Source organism: Halanaerobium sp. MA284_MarDTE_T2, assembly GCF_003337245.1.
Lineage (GTDB): Bacteria > Bacillota > Halanaerobiia > Halanaerobiales > Halanaerobiaceae > QPJE01.
Genome location: NZ_QPJE01000006.1, coordinates 61,603 through 83,781 on the forward strand (window position 1 = coordinate 61,603; position 22,179 = coordinate 83,781).

The 22,179-nt window shown below is 35.0% G+C and carries 23 protein-coding genes; all 23 read right to left on the minus strand.

The window, feature by feature from the left end:
- Positions 1-170: 170 nt before the first annotated feature.
- Positions 171-1,598, minus strand: a complete 1,428-nt coding sequence (nagE, locus tag DFR78_RS04445; RefSeq protein WP_114457637.1) for an N-acetylglucosamine-specific PTS transporter subunit IIBC — start codon at positions 1,596-1,598, stop codon at positions 171-173.
- A gap of 73 nt (positions 1,599-1,671) precedes the next feature.
- Positions 1,672-2,520 carry a PRD domain-containing protein gene (locus tag DFR78_RS04450; RefSeq protein WP_114457638.1) on the minus strand — a complete coding sequence of 283 codons (849 nt, stop codon included), beginning with the start codon at positions 2,518-2,520 and terminating at the stop codon, positions 1,672-1,674.
- A gap of 422 nt (positions 2,521-2,942) precedes the next feature.
- On the minus strand, positions 2,943-4,664 hold the full coding sequence (locus DFR78_RS04455) for an NADH-dependent [FeFe] hydrogenase, group A6 (RefSeq protein WP_114457639.1): 1,722 nt from the start codon (positions 4,662-4,664) through the stop codon (positions 2,943-2,945).
- A 24-nt stretch (positions 4,665-4,688) separates the two neighbouring features.
- Positions 4,689-6,491 (minus strand): NADH-quinone oxidoreductase subunit NuoF, encoded by a 1,803-nt coding sequence (gene nuoF, locus DFR78_RS04460; protein WP_114457640.1) that lies wholly within the window; start codon positions 6,489-6,491, stop codon positions 4,689-4,691.
- Positions 6,492-6,515: 24 nt separating this feature from the next.
- Positions 6,516-6,881, minus strand: coding sequence for a ferredoxin (locus DFR78_RS04465; protein ID WP_114457641.1), 366 nt, complete (start codon positions 6,879-6,881; stop codon positions 6,516-6,518).
- Between the two features lies 1 nt (position 6,882).
- Entirely contained in the window at positions 6,883-7,437 is a 555-nt protein-coding gene (locus tag DFR78_RS04470; protein WP_114457642.1) for an ATP-binding protein, read from the minus strand.
- 1 nt (position 7,438) lies between these two features.
- Complete coding sequence (gene nuoE, locus DFR78_RS04475; protein WP_114457643.1) at positions 7,439-7,921, minus strand: NADH-quinone oxidoreductase subunit NuoE; 483 nt, start codon at positions 7,919-7,921, stop codon at positions 7,439-7,441.
- A gap of 22 nt (positions 7,922-7,943) precedes the next feature.
- Positions 7,944-8,723: a PHP domain-containing protein gene (locus tag DFR78_RS04480; RefSeq protein ID WP_369834909.1), complete on the minus strand. Its 780-nt coding sequence runs from the start codon at positions 8,721-8,723 to the stop codon at positions 7,944-7,946.
- The gene (locus DFR78_RS04485) at positions 8,686-9,015 is read right to left on the minus strand and encodes a serine kinase (RefSeq protein ID WP_114457644.1); all 330 of its coding nucleotides are present in this window, start codon (positions 9,013-9,015) and stop codon (positions 8,686-8,688) included. The genes DFR78_RS04480 and DFR78_RS04485 overlap by 38 nt, the downstream gene beginning before the upstream one ends.
- On the minus strand, positions 8,993-10,324 hold the full coding sequence (locus DFR78_RS04490) for a [Fe-Fe] hydrogenase large subunit C-terminal domain-containing protein (RefSeq protein ID WP_114457645.1): 1,332 nt from the start codon (positions 10,322-10,324) through the stop codon (positions 8,993-8,995). The genes DFR78_RS04485 and DFR78_RS04490 overlap by 23 nt, the downstream gene beginning before the upstream one ends.
- Positions 10,325-10,345: 21 nt before the next feature.
- Positions 10,346-10,780 carry an ATP-binding protein gene (locus DFR78_RS04495; protein ID WP_114457646.1) on the minus strand — a complete coding sequence of 145 codons (435 nt, stop codon included), beginning with the start codon at positions 10,778-10,780 and terminating at the stop codon, positions 10,346-10,348.
- Between the two features lie 36 nt (positions 10,781-10,816).
- Positions 10,817-11,179 (minus strand): hypothetical protein, encoded by a 363-nt coding sequence (locus DFR78_RS04500; protein ID WP_114457647.1) that lies wholly within the window; start codon positions 11,177-11,179, stop codon positions 10,817-10,819.
- 312 nt (positions 11,180-11,491) lie between these two features.
- Positions 11,492-11,842: a type II toxin-antitoxin system PemK/MazF family toxin gene (locus DFR78_RS04505; RefSeq protein WP_114457648.1), complete on the minus strand. Its 351-nt coding sequence runs from the start codon at positions 11,840-11,842 to the stop codon at positions 11,492-11,494.
- Entirely contained in the window at positions 11,823-12,119 is a 297-nt protein-coding gene (locus DFR78_RS04510) for a CopG family transcriptional regulator (RefSeq protein ID WP_114457649.1), read from the minus strand. Before DFR78_RS04510 ends, DFR78_RS04505 begins: the two co-directional genes overlap by 20 nt.
- Before the next feature lie 147 nt (positions 12,120-12,266).
- Entirely contained in the window at positions 12,267-12,416 is a 150-nt protein-coding gene (locus DFR78_RS11920) for a hypothetical protein (protein ID WP_158531711.1), read from the minus strand.
- A gap of 106 nt (positions 12,417-12,522) precedes the next feature.
- Positions 12,523-14,787, minus strand: a complete 2,265-nt coding sequence (locus DFR78_RS04515) for an IGHMBP2 family helicase (RefSeq protein WP_369834911.1) — start codon at positions 14,785-14,787, stop codon at positions 12,523-12,525.
- Positions 14,788-14,802: 15 nt separating this feature from the next.
- Positions 14,803-15,339 (minus strand): dCTP deaminase, encoded by a 537-nt coding sequence (gene dcd, locus DFR78_RS04520; protein ID WP_114457650.1) that lies wholly within the window; start codon positions 15,337-15,339, stop codon positions 14,803-14,805.
- A gap of 23 nt (positions 15,340-15,362) precedes the next feature.
- The gene (locus DFR78_RS04525) at positions 15,363-16,928 is read right to left on the minus strand and encodes an NAD(P)H-hydrate dehydratase (protein WP_114457651.1); all 1,566 of its coding nucleotides are present in this window, start codon (positions 16,926-16,928) and stop codon (positions 15,363-15,365) included.
- Entirely contained in the window at positions 16,929-17,309 is a 381-nt protein-coding gene (gene acpS, locus DFR78_RS04530) for a holo-ACP synthase (RefSeq protein ID WP_114457652.1), read from the minus strand.
- A gap of 128 nt (positions 17,310-17,437) precedes the next feature.
- Positions 17,438-19,267, minus strand: coding sequence for a glutamine--fructose-6-phosphate transaminase (isomerizing) (gene glmS, locus DFR78_RS04535; RefSeq protein WP_114457653.1), 1,830 nt, complete (start codon positions 19,265-19,267; stop codon positions 17,438-17,440).
- Between the two features lie 246 nt (positions 19,268-19,513).
- Positions 19,514-20,866 carry a phosphoglucosamine mutase gene (gene glmM / locus DFR78_RS04540; RefSeq protein WP_233486977.1) on the minus strand — a complete coding sequence of 451 codons (1,353 nt, stop codon included), beginning with the start codon at positions 20,864-20,866 and terminating at the stop codon, positions 19,514-19,516.
- A 22-nt stretch (positions 20,867-20,888) separates the two neighbouring features.
- Positions 20,889-21,272, minus strand: coding sequence for a hypothetical protein (locus DFR78_RS04545; protein WP_114457655.1), 384 nt, complete (start codon positions 21,270-21,272; stop codon positions 20,889-20,891).
- Position 21,273: 1 nt separating this feature from the next.
- Positions 21,274-22,056, minus strand: coding sequence for a diadenylate cyclase CdaA (cdaA, locus tag DFR78_RS04550; protein ID WP_114457656.1), 783 nt, complete (start codon positions 22,054-22,056; stop codon positions 21,274-21,276).
- Positions 22,057-22,179 lie beyond the last annotated feature (123 nt).

Genomic DNA, 22,179 nt, shown 5'->3' on the forward strand with positions numbered 1-22,179 from the left:
ATAGCCCCTAGTTTCGGTCATTTACACAACTTATTATATAACTGCTAGTAAATGTTTTTTTATCATTAATCTTAAAACAAATGACACTTTTTTTGAAAAAAAATTTTAATACTTATGTATTAACTCAAATATAAAAGGTAGGTAGGTCCTACCTCCCTTTTATAGTCATATTATCTGGATAGCTCTTTTTTTATTTTATCAGCAATTAATTCTGCTTTTGTTCCAACAACAACCTGAGCATTGTTTTTATTTGCTTTTAATACCCCGGCAGCTCCCAGACTCCTAAGAGCATTTTCATCTATTTTATCCGAATCTTCTACTTCAAGTCGCAAACGTGTAATACAGGATTCAACTTTATTAATATTATTTTTTCCACCAAGAGCTGCTACATATTTTGCAGCATCACTTTCTTCTTCTGCTGTTTCAGAAGAAGATTTTTTCTTCTGTGATTCTGGCATAATATTCATTCCTGCACTGACTGCTGCTTCTTCTTCTAAACGCCCTGGTGTTGGAATATCAAATTTTTCTATCACAAAGCGAAATAAAAAATAATAAACAACAAATGTAACTAGCCCAATAGGTATAATCAAAAATGGTTTTGTGGCAAGTCCATAATTTAAAAAGTAATCTATTGCCCCTGCCGAAAAGCCAAAACCATGTTTAATACCCAAAATATATGTTACAACAAGCAAACCTCCAGTTAAAAGTGCATGAATTACATATAAAACTGGTGCCAGGAACATAAAGCTGAATTCTATCGGTTCAGTTATACCTGTCAAAAAGGAAGTTAAAGCAACACTTAAAAAAATACCTGCAACTGCTTTTTTATTTTCCTCTTTAGCTGAATTATACATTGCTAGAGCAGCAGCTGGCAGTCCAAACATCATCATTGGGAAAAATCCAGCCATAAATATACCTGCAGATGGATCACCAGCAAAAAATCTTGATAAATCTCCTGTAACTACCTCTCCTGCAGCATTTGTAAATTCGCCAAATAAAAACCAGATAAAACTGTTCATTACATGATGTAAACCAACCGGTATTAATAATCTATTTAGAAATCCATAAACTCCAACTCCAAGAGCTCCAGCATCAATAATCCACTGTCCAGCTGCCTGAATTGCCTCCTGTATTGGCGGCCATATAAATCCAAATATACCAGCCAGTATAACACTGGCAGCTCCAGTTACAATTGGCACAAAACGGCGTCCGCCAAAAAATCCTAAAAAATCAGGTAGTTCAATATCATGAAAGCGATTATAAAGAGCTCCCGCCATCAATCCACCAATTATACCAGCTAAAACTCCCATATTAATATCAGAATTAATTGCCTGTGTACCTCTGGTTAACACAAAATATCCAACTGCACCTGCAAGTCCAGCAGCACCTGAACTGTCAAAAGCAATTCCTACAGCAACACCAATACCAAATAATAAAGCAAGATTATCAAATATTGCTGAACCTGCTGCCATTACAAAAGGAATATCAAAGACATCTGGTGCTCCTAATCTTAAAAGAAGAGCTGCTGCCGGTAAAACTGCAATAGGCAGCATAAGTGATTTACCAATTCTCTGAAGCTGTGAAAAAAAATTTCTCATTTTATTTTCCTCCTATCTATTAATGGTTTCCTGACAGTTAGAAGAGATTAATCCCCCCTTTCCAATATTATATTTATTTTCCAACCTGCAGCCTCTGCAGGTGTAAAGCAAGATAACCGACTTCATCTATGGGCAAAGATTTACCTGTACGCTTTTCAATAATTTCTGACAGATTTAATGCCAGCTGAAAACTCTGTACAAATTCTTCTTTAATTTTATCTATTAGAGGATTTTTAATGGTTTTTTTATTTTCAAGCCTCTGCAGTGAAAATCTTAAATGATTGATCAATCTCATATACGAAAGATCTTCTTTAGAAAAATCAATTTTCAGTTCTGCTTTTACACATTCGACCAGTTCCTTAATTAATGAGGTCTGTTTAACTGTTTTTGAAACATCTTTATTTAATCTTGCTGCATGAATATGCATCGCAATAAAACCAATCTCAGATTCTGGAATTTTAACATTTAATTTTGACTCAATAATTTTTTTTCCCTCTTCTGCTACCTGATATTCTTCAGTATAAAGTGCTTTTATTTCTTCAATAAATGGATTGGCAACTTCCATATTATTAGCAATTCTTTCCACGGAAAAACCAATGTGGTCTGTTAGAGCTATATGTATATGAGGATTTAACGAACCAAATTTATCTACAGCTAAATCAATAATTTCTTCACTTACACCTATAACAGAATCGTCAAGCTGATTAATTAATTGATGATATTTTTCTCTATCTCCACTTTTATATGCCAGAAAATATTTTTCTATTTCTCTGGCAGGAATTTCTACATTACTGCCAACTTTAGTATTAAAACCTATACCTTTACCTACTACTACCACTTCTCGATTATCTTCTGAATTTATAGCCAGAATAACATTGTTATTATAAATTTTCTCTATTCGAAAACTATATTTAGCTGCCAATTCTCTCCTCCCTTCAGTAACTTTTGATCAATAATTAAATTTTAAAAGACAAAATATCCTTAGAAATTCTTTATTACAGTAAGGTTAAATTTTGTTGATAGCGGAAATTATGGATCTATAAATTTTATCCACAATAAATCATCCAGTATCATTTCCTGGTATTATATACTGTTGATAGATAAGAAAAAAGGACTTTTCCCATAGACATTAATAAAACCAGGATTAAGGATGATATAACTATCCCAAATCCTGGTTTATGCCTGCCAAACAGTAACACACCAATTAACTCACTATCTACTTATCTGAATATTCAATTCTATTTTTATTATACTCAATTAAAATAATTTTGTCAAGAATTTTGAGTTTTTATAAAATTCCATAATTGATTATATTTTATAGAACCCTTTCTCAAATAATCTATATTAGTTTTTTGGTCTTGCTTTGTATTTTGTATGCAGCAGGTGATGAGATTCTCCACTGAGTGGTTCTCCCAAAAATTCTTCATATAATTTGATTATCTGTGGATTTTCGTGTGATTTTCTAATTTCATTGCTGACATCTATATTACTTAAACCAGCAGCTCTTTTATCTTTTTTCTCATTTGTTGCAGGACGAGGCTGACCCCCTCCACCAACACATCCGTGTGGACAGGCCATAATTTCTATAAAATCATAATCAGATTCACCTGCTCTGACTTTATTAAGCAGTTTTTCTGCATTGGCCAATCCATTAGCAATGCCAACTTTTATTTTTCTATCTCCTATCTCCAGCTCTGCAGAATTTATACCTCTAAAGCCAAGATTCAATCTTTCAAGAGGTTCACCTGTCAATTTTTCTTTAACAGTTCTTACAGCTGCCTCAGTAACTCCACCTGTCGTACCAAAAATAGTACCTGCCCCACTAGACTCTCCCATCAGTTCATCAAATTCTTCATCAGGCAGTGAATTAAAATCTATTCCTATTTCTTTAATCATTCTTGCAAGTTCTCTAGTTGTTAAAACTGCATCTGTATCTTTAAATCGGCTTGCATTGATCTCATCTCTGTCTTTTTCGAATTTTTTAGCTGTACAGGGCATTACTGCCACTGTATATATATCTTCTGCATCAATTCCACTCTGCTGAGAGTAATAAGTTTTGCTAAGAGCAGAAAACATCTGCATAGGTGATTTAGCTGTTGAGAGATGATTAAGCAGATCCGGAAAGTTGTGTTCTGCATATTTTACCCAACCCGGACAGCAGGAAGTAATATGTGGCAGTTTTTTATTTCCTTTCAATCTCTTTAAAAACTCATTACCCTCTTCTAAAATCGTCAGATCAGCTGCAAAGTCAGTTGAAAATACTTTATCAAACCCTATTCTGTGCAGTGCAGCTACAAGTTGACCTGTAACAACTGTTCCAGCATCCATGCCAAATTCTTCTCCAATTGTCGCCTGGATGGATGGTGCAGTCTGTACAACAACATGTTTTTTATCATCTTCCAGTGCAGACCAAACTTTTTCGATTTCGCTCATTTCTGTTAGTGCTCCAACAGGGCATACTGTAGCACACTGACCACAGTTAGCACAATTTATTTCTGCCTGAGGCAGGTCAAATGCTGTTGTAACAATAGAATCAAATCCTCTCTGTGTAAATTGAAGTGCAGAAACGCCCTGTATTTCTTCACAGATTCTGACACAGCGGCCACAAAGTATACATTTATTTGGATCTCTTTTTAGAGCCGGTCCAACCGTATTAAGTGGTAGTTCTCTTCTATCACCTTCATATTTTTCTACATCTTCTTTCTGTATTCCAAGCTTATAAGTTATATCCTGAAGTTCACAGTGCCTATTTCGGTCACATCCCAGACAATCATTGGGGTGATTTGCCAGCAGCAGTTCAACATTTTTTCTTCGGGCCTTTCTCGCCTTCATACTTCTTGTGCTAATCTTCATCCCATCACCAACTGGGGTGGCACATGAAGCAAGTAGTCTGCCGCTTTCCAGATCTTCTACAACACATACTCTGCAGGCTCCGTGCAGGCTGAGATCCGGGTGATAGCACAAATAAGGAATATCTATTCCTATTTCTCTGGCAGCTTCAAGTATTGACTGATCTGATTTTGCCTCAATCGTCTGACCATCTATAGTTAAATTTATTTTACTCATTTTTAAACCTCCTATATTTCCAGATTAACCCTGGGAGATAGCGTCAACAGGACACCTATCAGCACATGCTCCACAGGAAATACATGTTTCTGCATCTATTACATAAGTTTCTTTCGGCTTACCAGAAATCGCATCAACAGGACAAACTTTAACACATTGTCCACAGCCCACACAGGATGATTCATCAATCACATATGCAGCTGCAAGTTCTTTACATACACCGGCAGGACACTTGTTTTCATATATATGTGCTTCATATTCATTTCTAAAATAATGTATTGTACTTAAAACTGGATTTGGTGCTGTCTGGCCCAGACCACATAAAGCTGTATCTTTAATATGCTGGCCTAAGTCTTCCAGAAGTTCAATATCTCCCTCTTCACCTTCACCCTCACAGATGCGGTTTAAGATTTCCAGCATTCTTTTTGTACCTTCACGACAGGGAGTACATTTTCCACATGATTCGCTCTGAGTAAAGTTTAGAAAAAATCTGGCTACATCTACCATACATGTTCCTTCATCCATTACAACCATACCACCTGATCCCATCATTGCTCCAACTTCCAGCAGAGAATCATAATCTATCGGTAAATCAAGATATTCCTCCGGTATACATCCACCAGAAGGTCCACCTGTCTGTACAGCTTTATATTTTTTACCTTCCTGCAGTCCACCACCAATATCAAATATTACTTCTCTTAAAGTCGTACCCATCGGTACTTCTACTAAGCCAGTATTATTTATTTTACCGGTCAGTGCAAAAACCTTTGTTCCTTTACTTCCTTCAGTACCAATGGAAGAAAAGGCTTCAGAACCTTCTTTTATGATATATGGAATATTACCTAGTGTTTCCACATTATTTATATTGGTTGGTTTACCCCACAGTCCACTTACTGCCGGATAAGGAGGCCTGGGACGAGGCATGCCTCTTTTGCCTTCTATTGAAGCCATAAGAGCTGTTTCCTCACCACATACAAATGCTCCAGCTCCTTTTTTAATATGAAGTTTAAAGTTAAATCCACTTCCGAATATATCTTCACCAAGCAGGCCGTATTCTTCAGCCTGTTTGATAGCTTTTTCCAGTCTTCTTATTGCCAGTGGATATTCTGCTCTTACATATACATACCCTTCATCTGCTCCAATTGCATAAGCAGCAGTCATCATTCCTTCAATAACTCTGTGGGGGTCTCCTTCCAGCAGACTTCTATCCATAAATGCTCCTGGATCACCTTCATCAGCATTACAGATTACATATTTTTTTTCACTATCAGAATTTCTTGCAAACTGCCATTTTAATCCTGTGGGGAAACCTCCACCCCCACGGCCCCTAAGTCCTGCTTTCTTAACTTCATCTATAACCTCCTGTGGAGTCATTTTGGTTAATGCTTTACCGACTGCTTCATATCCGCCTAAAGCAATATATTCGTTTATATCTTCGGGATCTATGCGGCCGCAGTTGGCAAGAACTATTCTTTTCTGCTTTTTATAAAAATCTATATCACTATATGAAGGAATATTTTCTTCAGTAAAAGGTTCTTTAAAAAGCAGCCTATCCACGATTCTTCCTTTAAGAAGATGTTCTTCTACTATTTCGGCAACATCTTCTGATTCTACCTGACAGTAAAATACACCTTCAGGATAGACAATCATAATAGGTCCTTTTTCACAGAAACCGTGACATCCTGTTTCTACAATCTTAATTTCATCACTGAGATCTTTTGCAGCTAACTCATCTTCAAGAGCCATTTTTATATTTTTTGACCCAGAAGAAACACAACCAGTACCTGTACAGACCAAAACATGGGAACGGTAAATTGTTTCTTTCATTAATCGATGCCTCCTTTTCTATATTTAATCTTCGTGTTTTGCTATTACAAGATCTTTAACAATATTTCCGTTAATAACGTGTTCCGCAATTATTTTTTTTACATCATCGGTACTTAAATTACCATAGGTAATTCTTTTTTTACCGGGCATTTTTACATCTATAAGCGGTTCTTTTTCGCACATACCTATACATCCTGTTTGAGTCACTCTTAAATCAATATTTCTTCTGTCTACTTCTTCCAGTATTGCTTTTAGAATATCTCTTGCTCCTGCTGCTATTCCACATGTTCCCATGCCAACTATAATTTCAGGTTTTGTACTCTGATCTCTCATTTCCATTTCTTTTTGCACTTTATTTCTTAATTCTTTTAATTCTTTTAAAGATTTCAACTTAATTTTCACCTCCATATATTTCAGCAAAGCTATCTTTTAGATAATTTTTTATCCAACTTATTATTTCTTTTGATTGAATAGAAATACCATCCAATTCTTTTTTTACTTCTCTGCTGTCAAAACAAAATTCTCTATTTTTAAATTTATGCCTGTAAATTAAATCGATAGAATCTCCATTTACTGCTATAAAAGAAATTATTGTGGTAATAATATCTCCCAGTGGAGCTCTATCAATATGATTATAGGGAAATTCCACCATTACTTCGGTACCTTTTCCTTTTTCTGATTTAATATAAAAATTTCCACCACATCTTTCAGCAGCTTGTTTAAACAGCGATAGGCCCAGACCAACTTCTCTGGTTGTGCGCGTGGTAACAAATGGATTAGTAATATCTTCTAATTTATCTTCATCTATACCTGAACCATTGTCTTTTAAAAAAATTTTTAAACTATCCTGTTCGGGCTGTTCAAAAATTTTGAGTTTTATTAAATCTGCTCCCGCTTCACGAGAATTCTCAATGATATCCAGGATATGAAGTGTTAATTCCCTCATTTTAGCTGTATTTAGCCAGTATTTCCGGAATTTTTTCCGGAGTCAGCCGACCGTGAGTGTTATCATTAACCATCATTACCGGAGCCAGTCCACATGCACCTACACAGGCTACAGATTCCAGAGTAAATTTAAGATCTTCCGTTGTTTCTCCACTATCAACATTCAGTTCATCTTTAAGTGCCTCTAAAACTTTGTCACCACCCCTAACATGACAAGCTGTACCCATACAGACACGGATAATATTTTTTCCTCTGGGTTCCTGATGAAACTGACTGTAAAAAGTTACTACTCCATAAACCTGACTTAAGGAAAGATCGAGTCCACTTGCTACTTCTTTTAAGACTTCTTCTGGCAGGTAGCCGTATTCTTCCTGGGCTTCCTGAAGAACTGGAATTAAATAGTGCTCTTTTTTTTCATAACGCTCTAAAATTTTTCTAACAGGTGTCAGATATTTTTCTAATTTTTCTTCTTTAATTTCTGCCATAATATAAACCTCCTAAGTTTAATTATATATCGTTAAATTTTATTTTTCTGCCGTTTTTAGACTTTAAGGCCAGTAAAAATTCGGCAAAACTTTTTTCTTTCATAACTAAAGTAATATAAGATCTAATATCATCAAGATAATGGCTGTCAGAATTCTTCATTATATTTATCTGTTCTGATATGTTGTATTTTTTGCGGAAGTTAACTGGATCAGCATTTTTTGATATTTCTACTACATCTATTGCAAGATCATCCGGTATAAATCCCAGCTGACTTATTATACTTTTATTTCTATCCAAATGTGCAGGAACAGCTATTCCATTCAGGTTTTTACTCTCTTTTATCACCTCAGATAGTGTCATATTCACAGCAGCAGCAAGCATTTTATCGTTTTTTTTGCTGTATTTGTCATTAAAATCAAGTACAATTTGGGGTCCAAAAAATTCTTCGTCATTTTTTATATCTGGTAAAGATTTATATACTTTTTCCTGCCATTTTTTTAAGGTATTTATATCGGGGAAAAATGTTAGTACATGAATTTCTTCTTTTGTCTCTACTTCCATCCCAGGTACAAACATTATATTATTTATTTCACAATAATATTGAAAGATTTCTGCATTTTCTGCAGAGTTGTGATCGGTTAAAGATATGATATCTATCCCAATTTTTTTAGCTTTTTCTATAACTGCTTTAGCTGTCATAAGTAGATCTCCACAGGGAGATAGTACAGAATGCAAATGAAAATCAGCTTTATATTCATTCATTTTATAAATTTCTTTCACACAATTTGCAGGCAATTTCATAAGCAGTTTCTTTACTTTTAAGCAGATTTACTCCTTTTTGATATGCTTTTTTAACAGCTGCTTCGTCAAAATCAAACCCTTCCACAATAATAACAGCTGAAACATCTACTAAAAGAGCTACTGCAGTTGTGTTCTGATGTCCCTGTACTGTAAGCCAAATGTTATCTTTTTTTGCATTTGCCATTACATTACTCAGCAGATCACCACAGTAAACTCCACTGACTTCTCTATCCAAATCAGGCCCGGCAATAACCTCTAATTCTAACTCATCAATCAGATCTTTTACTTTCATTATTTTCCTCCTTTTTTGATGACATTACAGGCGGCAGCTCATGTGCAAGTTCAGACAGCTCATCTGCAAGCTGACCAACATTTTTTCTCAGCATAAAGATACAATCAGATTTATTTGCGAGTCCATTAACTATATCTTCTGCAAAGGTTTTGCAGTCAGGAGCACCACAGGCAGCACAGTCAAGACCGGGCAGGCTTTCTATTTCTTTTTCCATCTGTTCTAACTTTTCCATTGCTTTTTGGAAATCTGGATCCAGTTTTCCGACATCTTCAGCTTCTATTTTCTCTGTAATTAAAAAATTGTAAATAAAATCTTTTTTATCTTTTTTATCCAGCTCAGAAATTTGTTCCATTCTTTTCTGAAGATTAAATTTTGCCTGGAAGGGATTTACCACATTTAATACTCCTCCAACACAGCCATTTATACAGGAACTGAGCTCAAAATATTTTATATCAGAAGAAATATTGTTTCTTTCAATTTCATCGAGAATTTTCTTAACCTGATGTATACCGGAAACATTTACAAAAGAAATTCCCTTCCATCTTTTTAATATATCTGTTTCTCCACCTTCCTGTCCCCATATTGTTGCAGGTGAAAAATCCGAAAACTGTTCTGTTTCTTCAGCAGTTATTTCAGAAAGTTTATCATATATTTTCTGATAAATATTTTCTACACCTATTGCACCAGTTAAAAAACTTTTTTTCTGACCCAAAGGATATTTTATGGTGGTTAATTTTGCAGGACAGGGAGTCAGCAGAAATATATCTGCTTTTATATTTTCCTTTTCCCACAGCAGTTTTTTTGTTTTTTCTGCACAGAGTTCAACTGGAGATTTAAAAGGTATGATCATATCTATGAGACCCGGATAAAGCAGTTTAATCAGCCGTATAATAACCGGACAGGAAGCTGATATAAAACTTCCGCTGTTATTTTCCAAAAATTCTAATGTTTTTCTGGAAAGAGCTGCTGCAGATTCTGCTACATCGTAAACTCTTTTAAAACCAAGTTTTAATACAGCTGCCTTTATTTTAGTTACTGAAATATCAGATTCAAATTGACCATAAAAACTCGGCGGTATTATAAGAACCGGATAATTATAATTTTTAATATCATCCAGCTGATCGGTTTCTGTATATTTAGCATGATATTCACAGGTGCGTATACACTCTGCACAATCTATACAGAGATCTTCTTTAATCCATGCTCTCCCCTGATGAACTCTTATCGCTCTTGTTGGACACTTTTTTACACAGTTTGTACATCCTTCACATTTATCTTCCTTAAGAAGCACAGAATGCTTATCTACCATCTTAATCCTCCCATGAACACTCTATAAAGGTTTTTCCAGTTTAATAGTCACTTTAATATTTGTACCTTCACCTTCAGCAGTTCTGATATCCATATTATCGGCATATCTTTTGATATTAACAAGCCCCATTCCGGCTCCAAATCCCATTTCTCTAATTTCACTTCCAGCAGTAGAAAAACCAGGAGTTAATGCCTTCTCTAAATCAGCTATCCCTGGTCCTTTATCATCTGCATAAATTACAAGCTCATCCTCTGATATTTGAGCAGTGATTTTACCGCCGAAAGAGTGAATTATTACATTCATCTCCAGTTCATAAGTCACTATTGCTGTTTTTCTAACAATATCCGAACTTACACCTAATTTGCGGAGCATATTTTTTAATTGACTGGATGCTTCTCCACCACTCTGAAAATCAAATCTTTCAATAGCAACATTTAAAATTTCTTTTTTCTGCAAGGAATAGTCAGCTCCCAATAATTTTTTTGAAGGTTATTAAATATAATTCATTTCTTCTGGACGAATACCATATTTATAAAGCAGACCACAAGCTTCAAAAAGAGTCTTTTCGGTACTGTAGAGCAGTATTTTTAACTCTTTAGCAAGAAAAACTGTTTCTGACGGTGGTTTTTTCCCCCTTACAAATATAATAGCCTGAATACCTATCATTTCAGCTGTTCTAACAACCTGTGGATTTGTCAGTCCTGTCAGCAGCATTGTTTTCTCCTGTGAAAAGGCAAGAACATCACTCATAAGATCAGCACCACAGGCACTTTTTATTATCAGGCTGTCTTCAATATTTTTTTCCCCATAAATTGTTTCCACATTGAGCAGGGATTTAACTTCAGATAGCTTCATTTTTAACCTCCATTAGCCGCCATAATAAATCATTAAAAAAGCCGATCCAGTCTAGAAAATTTATATTTATACCAAAAGCGGTGAATCAAATCACAATCTTTCTACAAAAAAAATACACCTGTAAAAATTATATGACACAAAAATCATATTGTCAAGAAAATAAATATAGGAGTTTCCCCAAAATTTATTTTCAAGCTGCAGAAAAGGTGATGTAGGAATATTTATATTTTACTTTAATTCTGCACATTTGAGCTATTTAAACACATAATCTGCTGCTTTAAAAATTAAGCAGCAGAAAAATATGTAATGATTTTAAATATCTATTAAGCCCAGACTTATTTCCAGTGAAGTATTAACATCTTCTATGACATCATCACCCAGATGGGCAATATGTCTCTGGAGTCTTTTTTTGTCTATTGTTCTTATTTGTTCCAGCAGAACAACAGAGTCTTTATCAAGATTTGTATAATCAGATGGAATTTCAACATGGGTTGGCAGTTTTGCCTTGTTTATTCGGGAAGTAATAGCCGCTACGATAACAGTAGGACTGTATTTATTACCAATATCATTCTGGACTATCAAAACCGGTCTTACTCCCCCCTGTTCTGATCCAATAACAGGATTCAGATCAGCGTAAAAAACATCACCTCTTTTTACTTTCAATTTTTTCACACTCCACAAGTCGTTGTTCATAACAATAAAAAGAATAGCAGTCAGTAGAAAGACCTTCATCGGCCAGCTGCCGGTTTAAAGCAGCCATTTTTAGGTATCCTCTTTTTAGATCATTTCTGACCTCTTCTTTTTTTCGTTCTCTTAAATATAATTTTACTGCATCAAGTAAAATAGCATTCCGATGCTCATCATTCTGCCCGGAGTAGGAGTTTAGTTCTTCTAATAAATAGTTAGGTAATTTTAGCTTTATTTCTTTAAATTCTGGCAAAGAAAGCACCCCCATTTATAAATTATATTCTTTTAAATCTAATATAATTATATACATTTATATTAAACTGTGTCAATAGAGATATTGGATATTAAAAATGGTGTATGTACTTTGAACAGCTTGATTATTTTAAAAAACAAGATGAGGCTATTTAGCCTCATCATCACTAAAAATATTTTCTTTTGCCAGGCTGCTGTTAATGGAAGCTATCTTTTTGTATCCTTCTATCATGTCCCTTGCAATCTGCCTTTTCTCAGCCTCAGTAAATTGACGCCGCTGCCGAATCCTTTTCACCATATAACCACCTCATTATTACTGAAATAAATTAAATGATTCTTTTCTCTTTTTTAGTATATAATAATAGAATATAGGTGTCAATCCCGGCAAAAAATATTATTTTTTTTTAAAGTTTATAAAAAAGTCCATTTTCTCTTATATAATCAACCAGTGATTTATATGTCTTATGTTTGGAGATAGTATTGATATCTCCAATAAATACCAGCTTTCTTCTTGCTCTTGTCAGAGCAACATTCAGCCTTCTTAAATCCCGCAAAAATCCGATATTACCTTTGCTATTGCTCCGCACTGAAGAGAAAATTATCATTTCTTTTTCTCTTCCCTGGAAACCATCTACAGTATTAATTTCAATATTTTCAAATTTACAATGCTGATAGAGCAGATCCACCTGATCTTTATAAGGAGTTATAACTGCTAAATCTTTTTCATCAACACCCCATTTTACAGCTTTATCAGCAATATCAAGTACTATTTCAGCTTCAACAGGATTGTCATAAGAATTTGATCCAGAAAGAGATCTTTCTGCTGCCTCCATTTCTGAAGTATCTAGAAAAACTACCGGATAATCTTCAAACAGAACTTTATCAGCAAAACAGTCACTTCCATCACTATCAACTGCGACTCCAATATCTTTAAGTGTGTGTTCTGCAACTTCCTCTGCTGCTTCTAAATTTGAATTGTAAAATTCCCTACTGGAAAATTCCATTATTTTTTTGTGCATTCTGTACTGTATTTTTAGCTGATAAGAAAATTCTTCTCCATACAGCTCCATAAATCTTTCAAACAAAGAACGATCCAGTCCCTGTTTCAGAACTTCTTTACTTAAAACAGTTGGAGGAAGCTGTTTGTGATCACCAATAAGAATGGTTTTTCTGCTTTTTAAATATGGTATCAGTGCAGATGGTTCTGTTGACTGTGTCGCTTCATCTATTACAGACAGATCAAAAAATTTATCTTCTAACAGTTCTGAACCGGCAGTAATATTTGTAGTGCAGACTACATCTGCTTTTTCTATCAATTCATTTACTGCTGACTGTTCTAATTCTTTTATTCTGCTGAAATAGTTATTTATTTTTGACTGAAGTTCAAGCCAAACTGCCATTTCATTAATTATTTTGGGTTTGATTCCTCTTACATGATGATCAATACCTTTTTCTGCATATTCTCTAATTTCCTGATCTGATAAACCGCGCCGATATTTCCCACTAGGATGAATATAATCTTCCTGTTCATTTATTAGTTCAGATACTTCATCTCTAAGTTTTTCGGCTTTTTTGTAATCTGGATGTTCAAGAACCATATAATCCAGGGTGTGTTCTCTTAAACTTTTTGTTATGCGAATTGGATGGCCGATTCTTAAGACATCAATATCTTCTGCAGCCAGCAGCTCCACCAAATTATCTACTGCAATATTTGAATCTGCTGCTGCCAAAACACTGTTATTTACTTCAATATTATTTTTTATAATTTCAACTGCTGTTATAGTTTTACCTGTTCCAGGTGGACCCTGAATTAAAAATATATCTTCTGCTTTTAAAGATTTTTCTACTGCCTTTTTCTGATATTCATCTAAATTATTATTAAGTACTTCAATTTCTTTTTCACTGTAGGCTGGTTTTACTTTATTAAGCAGCAGATCTCTTTTCTTTTTCATCTTTTTAGGACAATTTTTAACCTGTTCCAGAGCTGTAAACATACGCTGAAAACTTATATCATTTACATATAAATCCAATCTGAGATTTTTGCCGTAAACAAATGAAGGCGGCTGTCTGTCAAAAGCAACTGTTAATGAAAATCTTGTCTTTTCAGAAACAGTCCCGGTTGGATTATCTGAATTTAAAGGGTTATTTAAACTTATCATCACAAGATCTCCAGGGCCAATTTCTGTATCCGGAAGTTTTGTACCTTTATTTTGTTTAATAAATTTTACAGCAGGTTTATGGCCAAAAGCTGTTCCATCATCTTTACCTTTTAAATCTAATATAGCCCTTCCTTTGGCCTGCCTTTCTTTCGGACTGAGGTATTTTATCTCAAGCTTATGTCTTTCCATCTCTTCCTGTCTTTCCAATTCAACAAGACTGCGGAATTTTTTGTAATATTCAATTACTTTTTTATCATTTAAATCATCTGGGCTTTTTGCTTTTACTCTGACATGTACTCCACCGATCTGATTATCATCCATTATTTCCACAACTTTTTTAGCACTTTCTTCTGCTACTTCTACTTCTGCTTTTTTATTTTTCTTGTCTATTTTTATCTTTCCAATATCATTACTGTTAAGGCCAACCTCATTTATAAAAGCACCTACAATATCACCAGGTCCAATTGATTTATCTATATCAAAAATTTCGAGGTTTATAATTGTGAACACCTCCTACGGTTAAAATTACTTATTCTCTAAATCATCATATACTCTGCTTCCTACTGTATTTTGCTGGAACTGATATTTACCTCGATAAGGATTTTCAGCTGTATTATCCATTTTTGCAAAAACCAGCTGACAGATTCTGCGGTCAGCTTCCAGTTTTATCGGCAGACGATTAGCATTATATAATTCCAGAGTAATCTGACCTTCAAAACCGGGATCAACCCAGCCGGCGTTCTGTATAAACAATCCCATTCTCCCAATAGAACTTCTACCTTCCACAAATGCTGTTAAATTATCAGGCAGTTTAATATACTCATTTGTAGTTGCCAGCAGAAAAGAGTTGGGAGGAATAATTATTTCACTTCCCCTAAATTCCTTATATTTTATTTTATCAGTTAGTGTCATAACTGGCAGCATATTTTCATCAACTTTCAAAAAATCACGACCAAGTCTCATATCTACAGATGCAGGCTGAATCTGAATTTCATCCAGGGGTTCTATAATAAGTTCTTTATTTGCTAACATATTTTTAATTGTTTTATCAGATAATATCATGTCTTTTCTCCTTTATTAATTTATTAATATTTTCTTATCAGCTGCTTCCAGACAACTGATAAGTTTTCTATTATATCTCCTGCAGTCATATAGTATTCAGTATACTTTTCTGCTGCTTTTTCACCAGCTTTTCCATGTATATAAGCTGCCAGCACTGCTGAAGAAAAAAGATTCATCTGCTGAGCAGCCAGTCCTGCAGCAATACCAGTCAGAACATCACCACTGCCTGCAGTAGCCATACCATCTGTACCTGTTGTATTAATGTATGTTTCTCCATCAGGAGAAGATATGACAGTTGAAGCACCTTTAAGTATTAAATTAACTCCATATTCAGCAGCAAATTTTTCTGCAGTTTCAATTCTATTTTTATTTATTTCCACTGCTGTCTTCCCAAGCAGTCTGGCCATCTCTCCCGGATGTGGTGTTAAAAGAATCTCTCCTCTACTTTTTTTCAGTATAGCTGGGTTTATTATAGAATTAATTCCATCAGCATCAATTATAAGTGGTTTCGAAATACTGGTTATTAGTTCCTGCATAATCTCCTGAGTGTTTTTACTGCTGCCCATACCTGGGCCAACCACAACCAAATCAGCCGTTTCCGCTGCTGCAAATATAGTATCCAGGGCTGCTGTGTCCACAATGTTATCACTGCTTTTTAATGAAATTACAACAAGTTCTCTACTTAAAGACCCACAGGTTCTAGCAGCAGTTTCCGGTACAGCAATATAAACCAAACCCGCACCAGTGTGGAGGCAGGATTCGCCACTTAAAACAGCTGCACCTTCCATACCCATCTTCCCACCGATAATTAGTACTTTACCAAAACTGCCTTTATGACCATCTCTCTTCCGCTCCGGAAGAAGTGCTAAAATCTCCCTATCAGATAATACTTTTAAATTTGAAGTGTGCTTTTTTATTACATTATCAGTAATACCAATATCAGCTACACGAATTTTACCGGCATATTTTCTGCCCGGAAATAATAATAATCCTCTTTTGTATGCTGCCATTGTCACTGTAAACAGTGCTTTAACAGCTCTACCACATATCTCCCCGGTTTTTCCATTTATTCCTGATGGTATATCAACAGAAAGAACAGGAGAACTGCTTTCATTCATTACATCAATTAAATATCTGTAAACACCTCTCACTTCTCCTTTTATACCTGTACCGAGAAGTGCATCAATTATAAGATCAGAATTTTTTATTTTTAAGGCATTACTATCATTTAAACTACCGGTTATTTTACAAATATCGACTCCGCGATTTTTTAAAATGGAATAATTTTTAGCTGTTACACCCTTAAGATCATCCTCTTCTGCAGCAAGAAAAACCTTAACTTCATATCCCCACTGGTGAAGAAATCTGGCTGCAGTAAGGCCATCTCCTCCATTATTACCCTTACCTGCTGTAACTGAAATGATTATTTTATCTTTCTGCAGAATGCAGTCATCAACACTGGTAAGTATTTCATCTGCATACTCAGCAGCAGAGAGACCAGCAGACTCCATAAGTAAAATCTCCGGAAATCCATTTTCTATAGTTTCTTTATCACATTCAGCCATTTCAGATGGTGTTAAAATATACATTTAATCTTCTCCTTCCAGAATAACCTGGGCTATACTATAGTTTTGTTCATGTGAGATGGTGACAAATATTTTTTTTACACCCATTTTGGCTGCTATTTCAGCCGCATTACCTTTTAAATTAATTTCTGGTTTTCCCAATTCACTGTGAAATATTTCTATATCATGCCAGCTGTTGTCCCTAAGTCCGGTACCCAGCGCTTTTAAAGCTGCTTCTTTTGCTGCATATCTTGCTGCAAAACAGCTTACATATTGCGCCTTATCTTTACAGTAGTCAGCTTCAGATAACAAAAATAATTTTTCAATAAACCTGTCTCCATATTTTTTTATCAATTTTTCTATCCGCTGATTTTCTACAATATCAACACCTGTACCAATTATCATTTGGCCGATCCTTTCCCAAATTGCTTTATTTCTAAAAAGATTAATCTTTAATTTATTATAATAAATTAAGGCAATAAATGCAAAGTCCGGGCCAGACTCGACCCGGACTTGTTAATCTAAAATATATTTTACTCAACAGTAACACTTTTTGCTAAATTGCGCGGCTGATCAATATCCCTTTCACAGATAAGGGCTGTATAATATGCAAGAAGCTGCATCGGCACAACAGCAAGCAGGCCGGCAAAATAATCATCTATATCAGGCAGTTCAATGGCTTCATCAACAGTGTTTTTATCACAGCTGTTTCCTGCCAGAGTAATTAGAAATGTTTCTGCTCCTCTGGATTTAACTTCTTTTAAATTGCTGAATAATTTTGCAAAAAGTCTTTTCCGCACAGCAATTGATATTACCGGTACCCCTTCTTCAACAAGAGCAAGTGTACCGTGCTTCAACTCGCCGGCCGGATATGCTTCAGAATGTATATAAGAAATCTCTTTCAGTTTAAGTGCACCCTCTAAAGCCAGTGCATAATCAGTATTCCGACCAATAAAGAATATATGTTCTTTATCTGCATATTTTTCTGCAATTTCTTTTATTTTTTCTTCAGTATTATCTATTACCTGCCTCAGCAGTTCCGGTAATTTTATTAACTGATCTGTTAATTTTTTTAGCTCTTTTCTGCTAAAATCATCCTTCTGCCTTAGACCATCGAGAACCAGCATATAAAAAGCAGCTACCATATTGGTATATGCTTTGGTAGATGCAACAGCAATTTCCGGACCGGCATTTAAATAGAGAACCATATCAGATTCTCTGGCAATACTGCTGCCTCTAGAATTTGTAAATGCCAGAATATCTGCCCCTTTCTTTTTAGCAAGTCTGAGTGCAGCAAGTGTATCTGCTGTTTCTCCTGACTGACTTACAGCAATCATGAGGGTGGATTTATCTACAAGTGGCTTTCTGTATCGATATTCTGATGCAGCCTCAACTTCAACCGGTATCTGCAGCAGCTCCTCATACAGATATTTTGCCAGCAGTCCGGAATGATAGGCAGTTCCACAGGCAACAATATGAATTTTACTGTATTTAGACAGCCAATTCTTATCAATATTACTGTCTCTCAGATCTATCTGACCATCTGTTAGGTGATCCTGAAACAGCCATTTTAATGCTTCAGGTTGTTCATTAATTTCTTTGAGCATAAAATGTGCATAACCCTGTTTTTCAGCCATTTCTGCATCCCAGTCTATATGTGTCTTAATTTTTTCTTTTTTTTCACCGGAAAAAAAATTGTAGATATCTATAGAATCCTGCCTTATCTCAGCCAGTTCCCCATCTTCTAAGATATAAAATTCATTGGTTCTGCTCAAATATGCAGGAATATCAGATGCAAGAAAGTTTTCATTTTCTCCGATACCAATAATTAGAGGACTGTCTTTGCGGACAGCTATTATACGGTCACTATAATCTACCGACATAACTGCCATTGCAAAAGAACCTTCAAGTTTCTGCACAGATTTCTCAACTGCCTTTTTAAGATCATGCTTGTAATTGCTCGAAATAAGATGGGCCACAACTTCAGTATCTGTATCTGATTTAAATTGATGACCCTTTTCTATCAGCTCTTTTTTTAAGCTTTCAAAATTCTCAATAATCCCATTATGAACAATTACTATCTCCCCATTATAGTCATCATGAGGATGAGAATTTCTGTCTGATGGTTTGCCGTGTGTTGCCCATCTTGTATGTCCTATCCCTGCCTTCCCCGAAAAAATCTCTGATTTAATTTCCGAACTTAAATTATCAAGTTTACCTTTTTTCTTCTTTATTTTAATTTCATTGTTTTCATGTACTGCAATACCTGCAGAATCATATCCTCTGTATTCAAGTTTTTTTAAACCTGAAATGAGAATTGATGCTGCATCTTCTTTCCCAATATAACCTACAATTCCACACATTGATTAATTTAACCTCCATTTATTTTCTATATTTAACTGTCAGCCGACATTTATCTCCTCTGTACTGATAATCACTTATCAGTTTTTAAAGACAAACTATTAGGTGCTCGGCCAGCACCTGAGAGCATCCGCCGAATTTTCGATAACTCTCTCCCTCGTCAACTTGGATTTTCTGCGTCCATCCAAGCCCTGGCGCTTTTTTTATTTTCTTTTCTGGCCTCACCTCCTTAAATTAATACATATGTATTAATTTAACTCTTTCACTATTACTTCTCTTATTTTTTTAGACCATTTAGCCAATTTATTTTCTTCCTTTCCTTCCAACATAACTCTTACAAGTGGTTCAGTTCCAGATGCTCTGACAAAAACTCTGCCCTGACTGCCTAAATCAAGCTCAGCTTCAGCAATCACTTCAGCAATTCTGTCATTATCTTTCCACTTATTTTTTTTCTTCACTTTAATATTATCCAAAATTTGTGGCCAGTAATACATAACAGATTTCAAATCACTTAAACTCTTGTTTTCTTCTTTCATTATTTCTGCAATTTTAACTGCAGTTAAAATTCCATCACCTGTTGTATTATATTGACTAAAAATAATATGGCCGGACTTTTCTCCACCAAGTTTATAATCATTTTTCAGCATCTCTGCCAGAACATATCTGTCTCCATTTTTAGTTAAAACAACTTTTCCCCCAGCTTTATGTAATGTCTCTGTTAGCCCAAGATTGCTGTATCTTGTAGTAACAACAGTATTTTTGTTCAGCTCATTTTTTTTCATCATATTTAAAGCTGCAACTGCCATTATATTATCCCCTGGTACAACCTCTCCAGTTTCATCTATTAGTATTACTCGATCTGCATCACCATCATAGGCAATTCCTAAATCTGCATTTATTCTTTTTACTTCTGCTACAGCAAGTTCTGGCGAAGTTGAACCACAGTTAACATTGATTGCAGCTCCATCTGGATGATTATTGATTACACTTATCTCTGCCCCCAGTTTACGGAATACTTCTGGGGCTGTTTTGTAAGCAGCTCCATTCGCACAGTCAATTACAACTTTAAGTCCTTTTAAATTTTTTTCAGCAGAAGAAATAAGGTATGCTATATACTGAGAAATCCAGTCATATTTCTCATCTACAATACCAATATCACCATCCACAGGATAGGGAAGTTCTTTTTCTTTGCCTGCAAAAAAAATCGACTCTATTTCAATTTCTTCTTCATCACTCAGCTTTACTCCTCTTTCGTTAAAAAATTTAATTCCATTATCGGCAGTTGGATTATGTGAAGCAGAAATCATTATACCACCCTGTACATCTTTATTTGCTGTAAGGTAACATACTCCTGGAGTAGGTATAATACCAAGTCTGCAAACATCAATTCCAACAGAAGTTAATCCGGCCATAAGAGCTGCCTCCAACATATCACCAGATAATCTAGTGTCTTTACCAATGATGACTGTTGGACGCTGTTTCTTATTATAATTTTCCGTCAAAAAAAAGCCACCTATTCTACCCAGCTTATAGGCTAAATCGCCCTTCAATTCCTGGTTTGCAACACCACGCACACCGTCAGTTCCAAATAACTTCTTCAAAAAATTCACCTCAACATATAATTTATTTCTCTTCAATATTAACAACAACATAGCCAGGATCTATACTAATTAGTCTCGCTCCAGTTGGAACATTTACTTCAATTATTTTTATATTATCACCAATTGAAACATCTTTCAAATCTATATAAGCATTTATATCTTCTTTATCAAGCTGAACTAGATATGACACATAATCAATCCTTATCACAGCTTTATCGCCTGATATTGATTTAATTCGATATTTGTCATCCAGATTCCGGTATTCTAAATCAACAATAAACGATTCATTTTTTTCTTCACCAAAACTGAAGAGGTTATTAGCCTGATTATTGGCATAAGTCCACAGTAAAATAGCTATAAATAAAGCAAGCATTATCTTTTTGTGTTTTTCCTGCAGAGAAAACATATTATCCGTGCCTCCTCATAAAGGATTTCCCTTTACCTTTAGTAATATCAAAATAGCTGAAAAGGGATTCCCTTAATTCGGCTTCATCCAGGTGCCGCCTGAGCTGTCCCGAAGCCGCAAGGGATATTACACCTGTTTCCTCTGAAACAACTATGGCTAAAGCATCAGATTCTTCTGTAATACCTATAGCAGCTCTATGCCTTGTTCCCAATCGTGGATTGAGATCTGATCTGGTAGATAAATTCAAAAAACAGCTGGCTGCCTTAATTTTCCCATCTTCTATTATAACAGCTCCATCATGAAGGGGGGCATTGTGAAAAAAAATATTTTCCAGCAGCTGCTTACTTATATCTGCATCAAGGCTAATACCGGTCTGGATGTAGTTTTTTAAACCCACTTTTCTGGATAATACAATCAAGGCCCCTGTTTTATTTTCTGATAATTCTGTTGCAGCAGAAACAATCTCATTAAATTCTCTCGGTCCCCAATTCTGCCAGAACTGCTCACGCAGAAATCCACCTCTACCTATCTGTTCCAGTGCTTTTCTTAATTCTGGCTGAAATACAATCGGCAGAGCTACCATCACAACCGTTAAAAAGCTCTGCAGAAACCAATTTACAGTATTGAGTTCTAACAGCTGGCTTATTAAAGCTGCAGCAAATATTAAAATTAATCCTTTTATAAGCTGTACTGCTCTTGTACCTGATATTATATTTAAAAGATAATATATTATCACTGTTATTATAAATATATCTACTATACTGGTTATTATTTTCCAGTTCATATAAAAACACCTCTAAAATATTTATTCTGTAAAGATAGCTGTTTTACCTTCCTGATATATAATTATTAATTAAAAATTATTTCAATTTAAAGGTTTTCTCTAAATATTATAGAAAATATATTA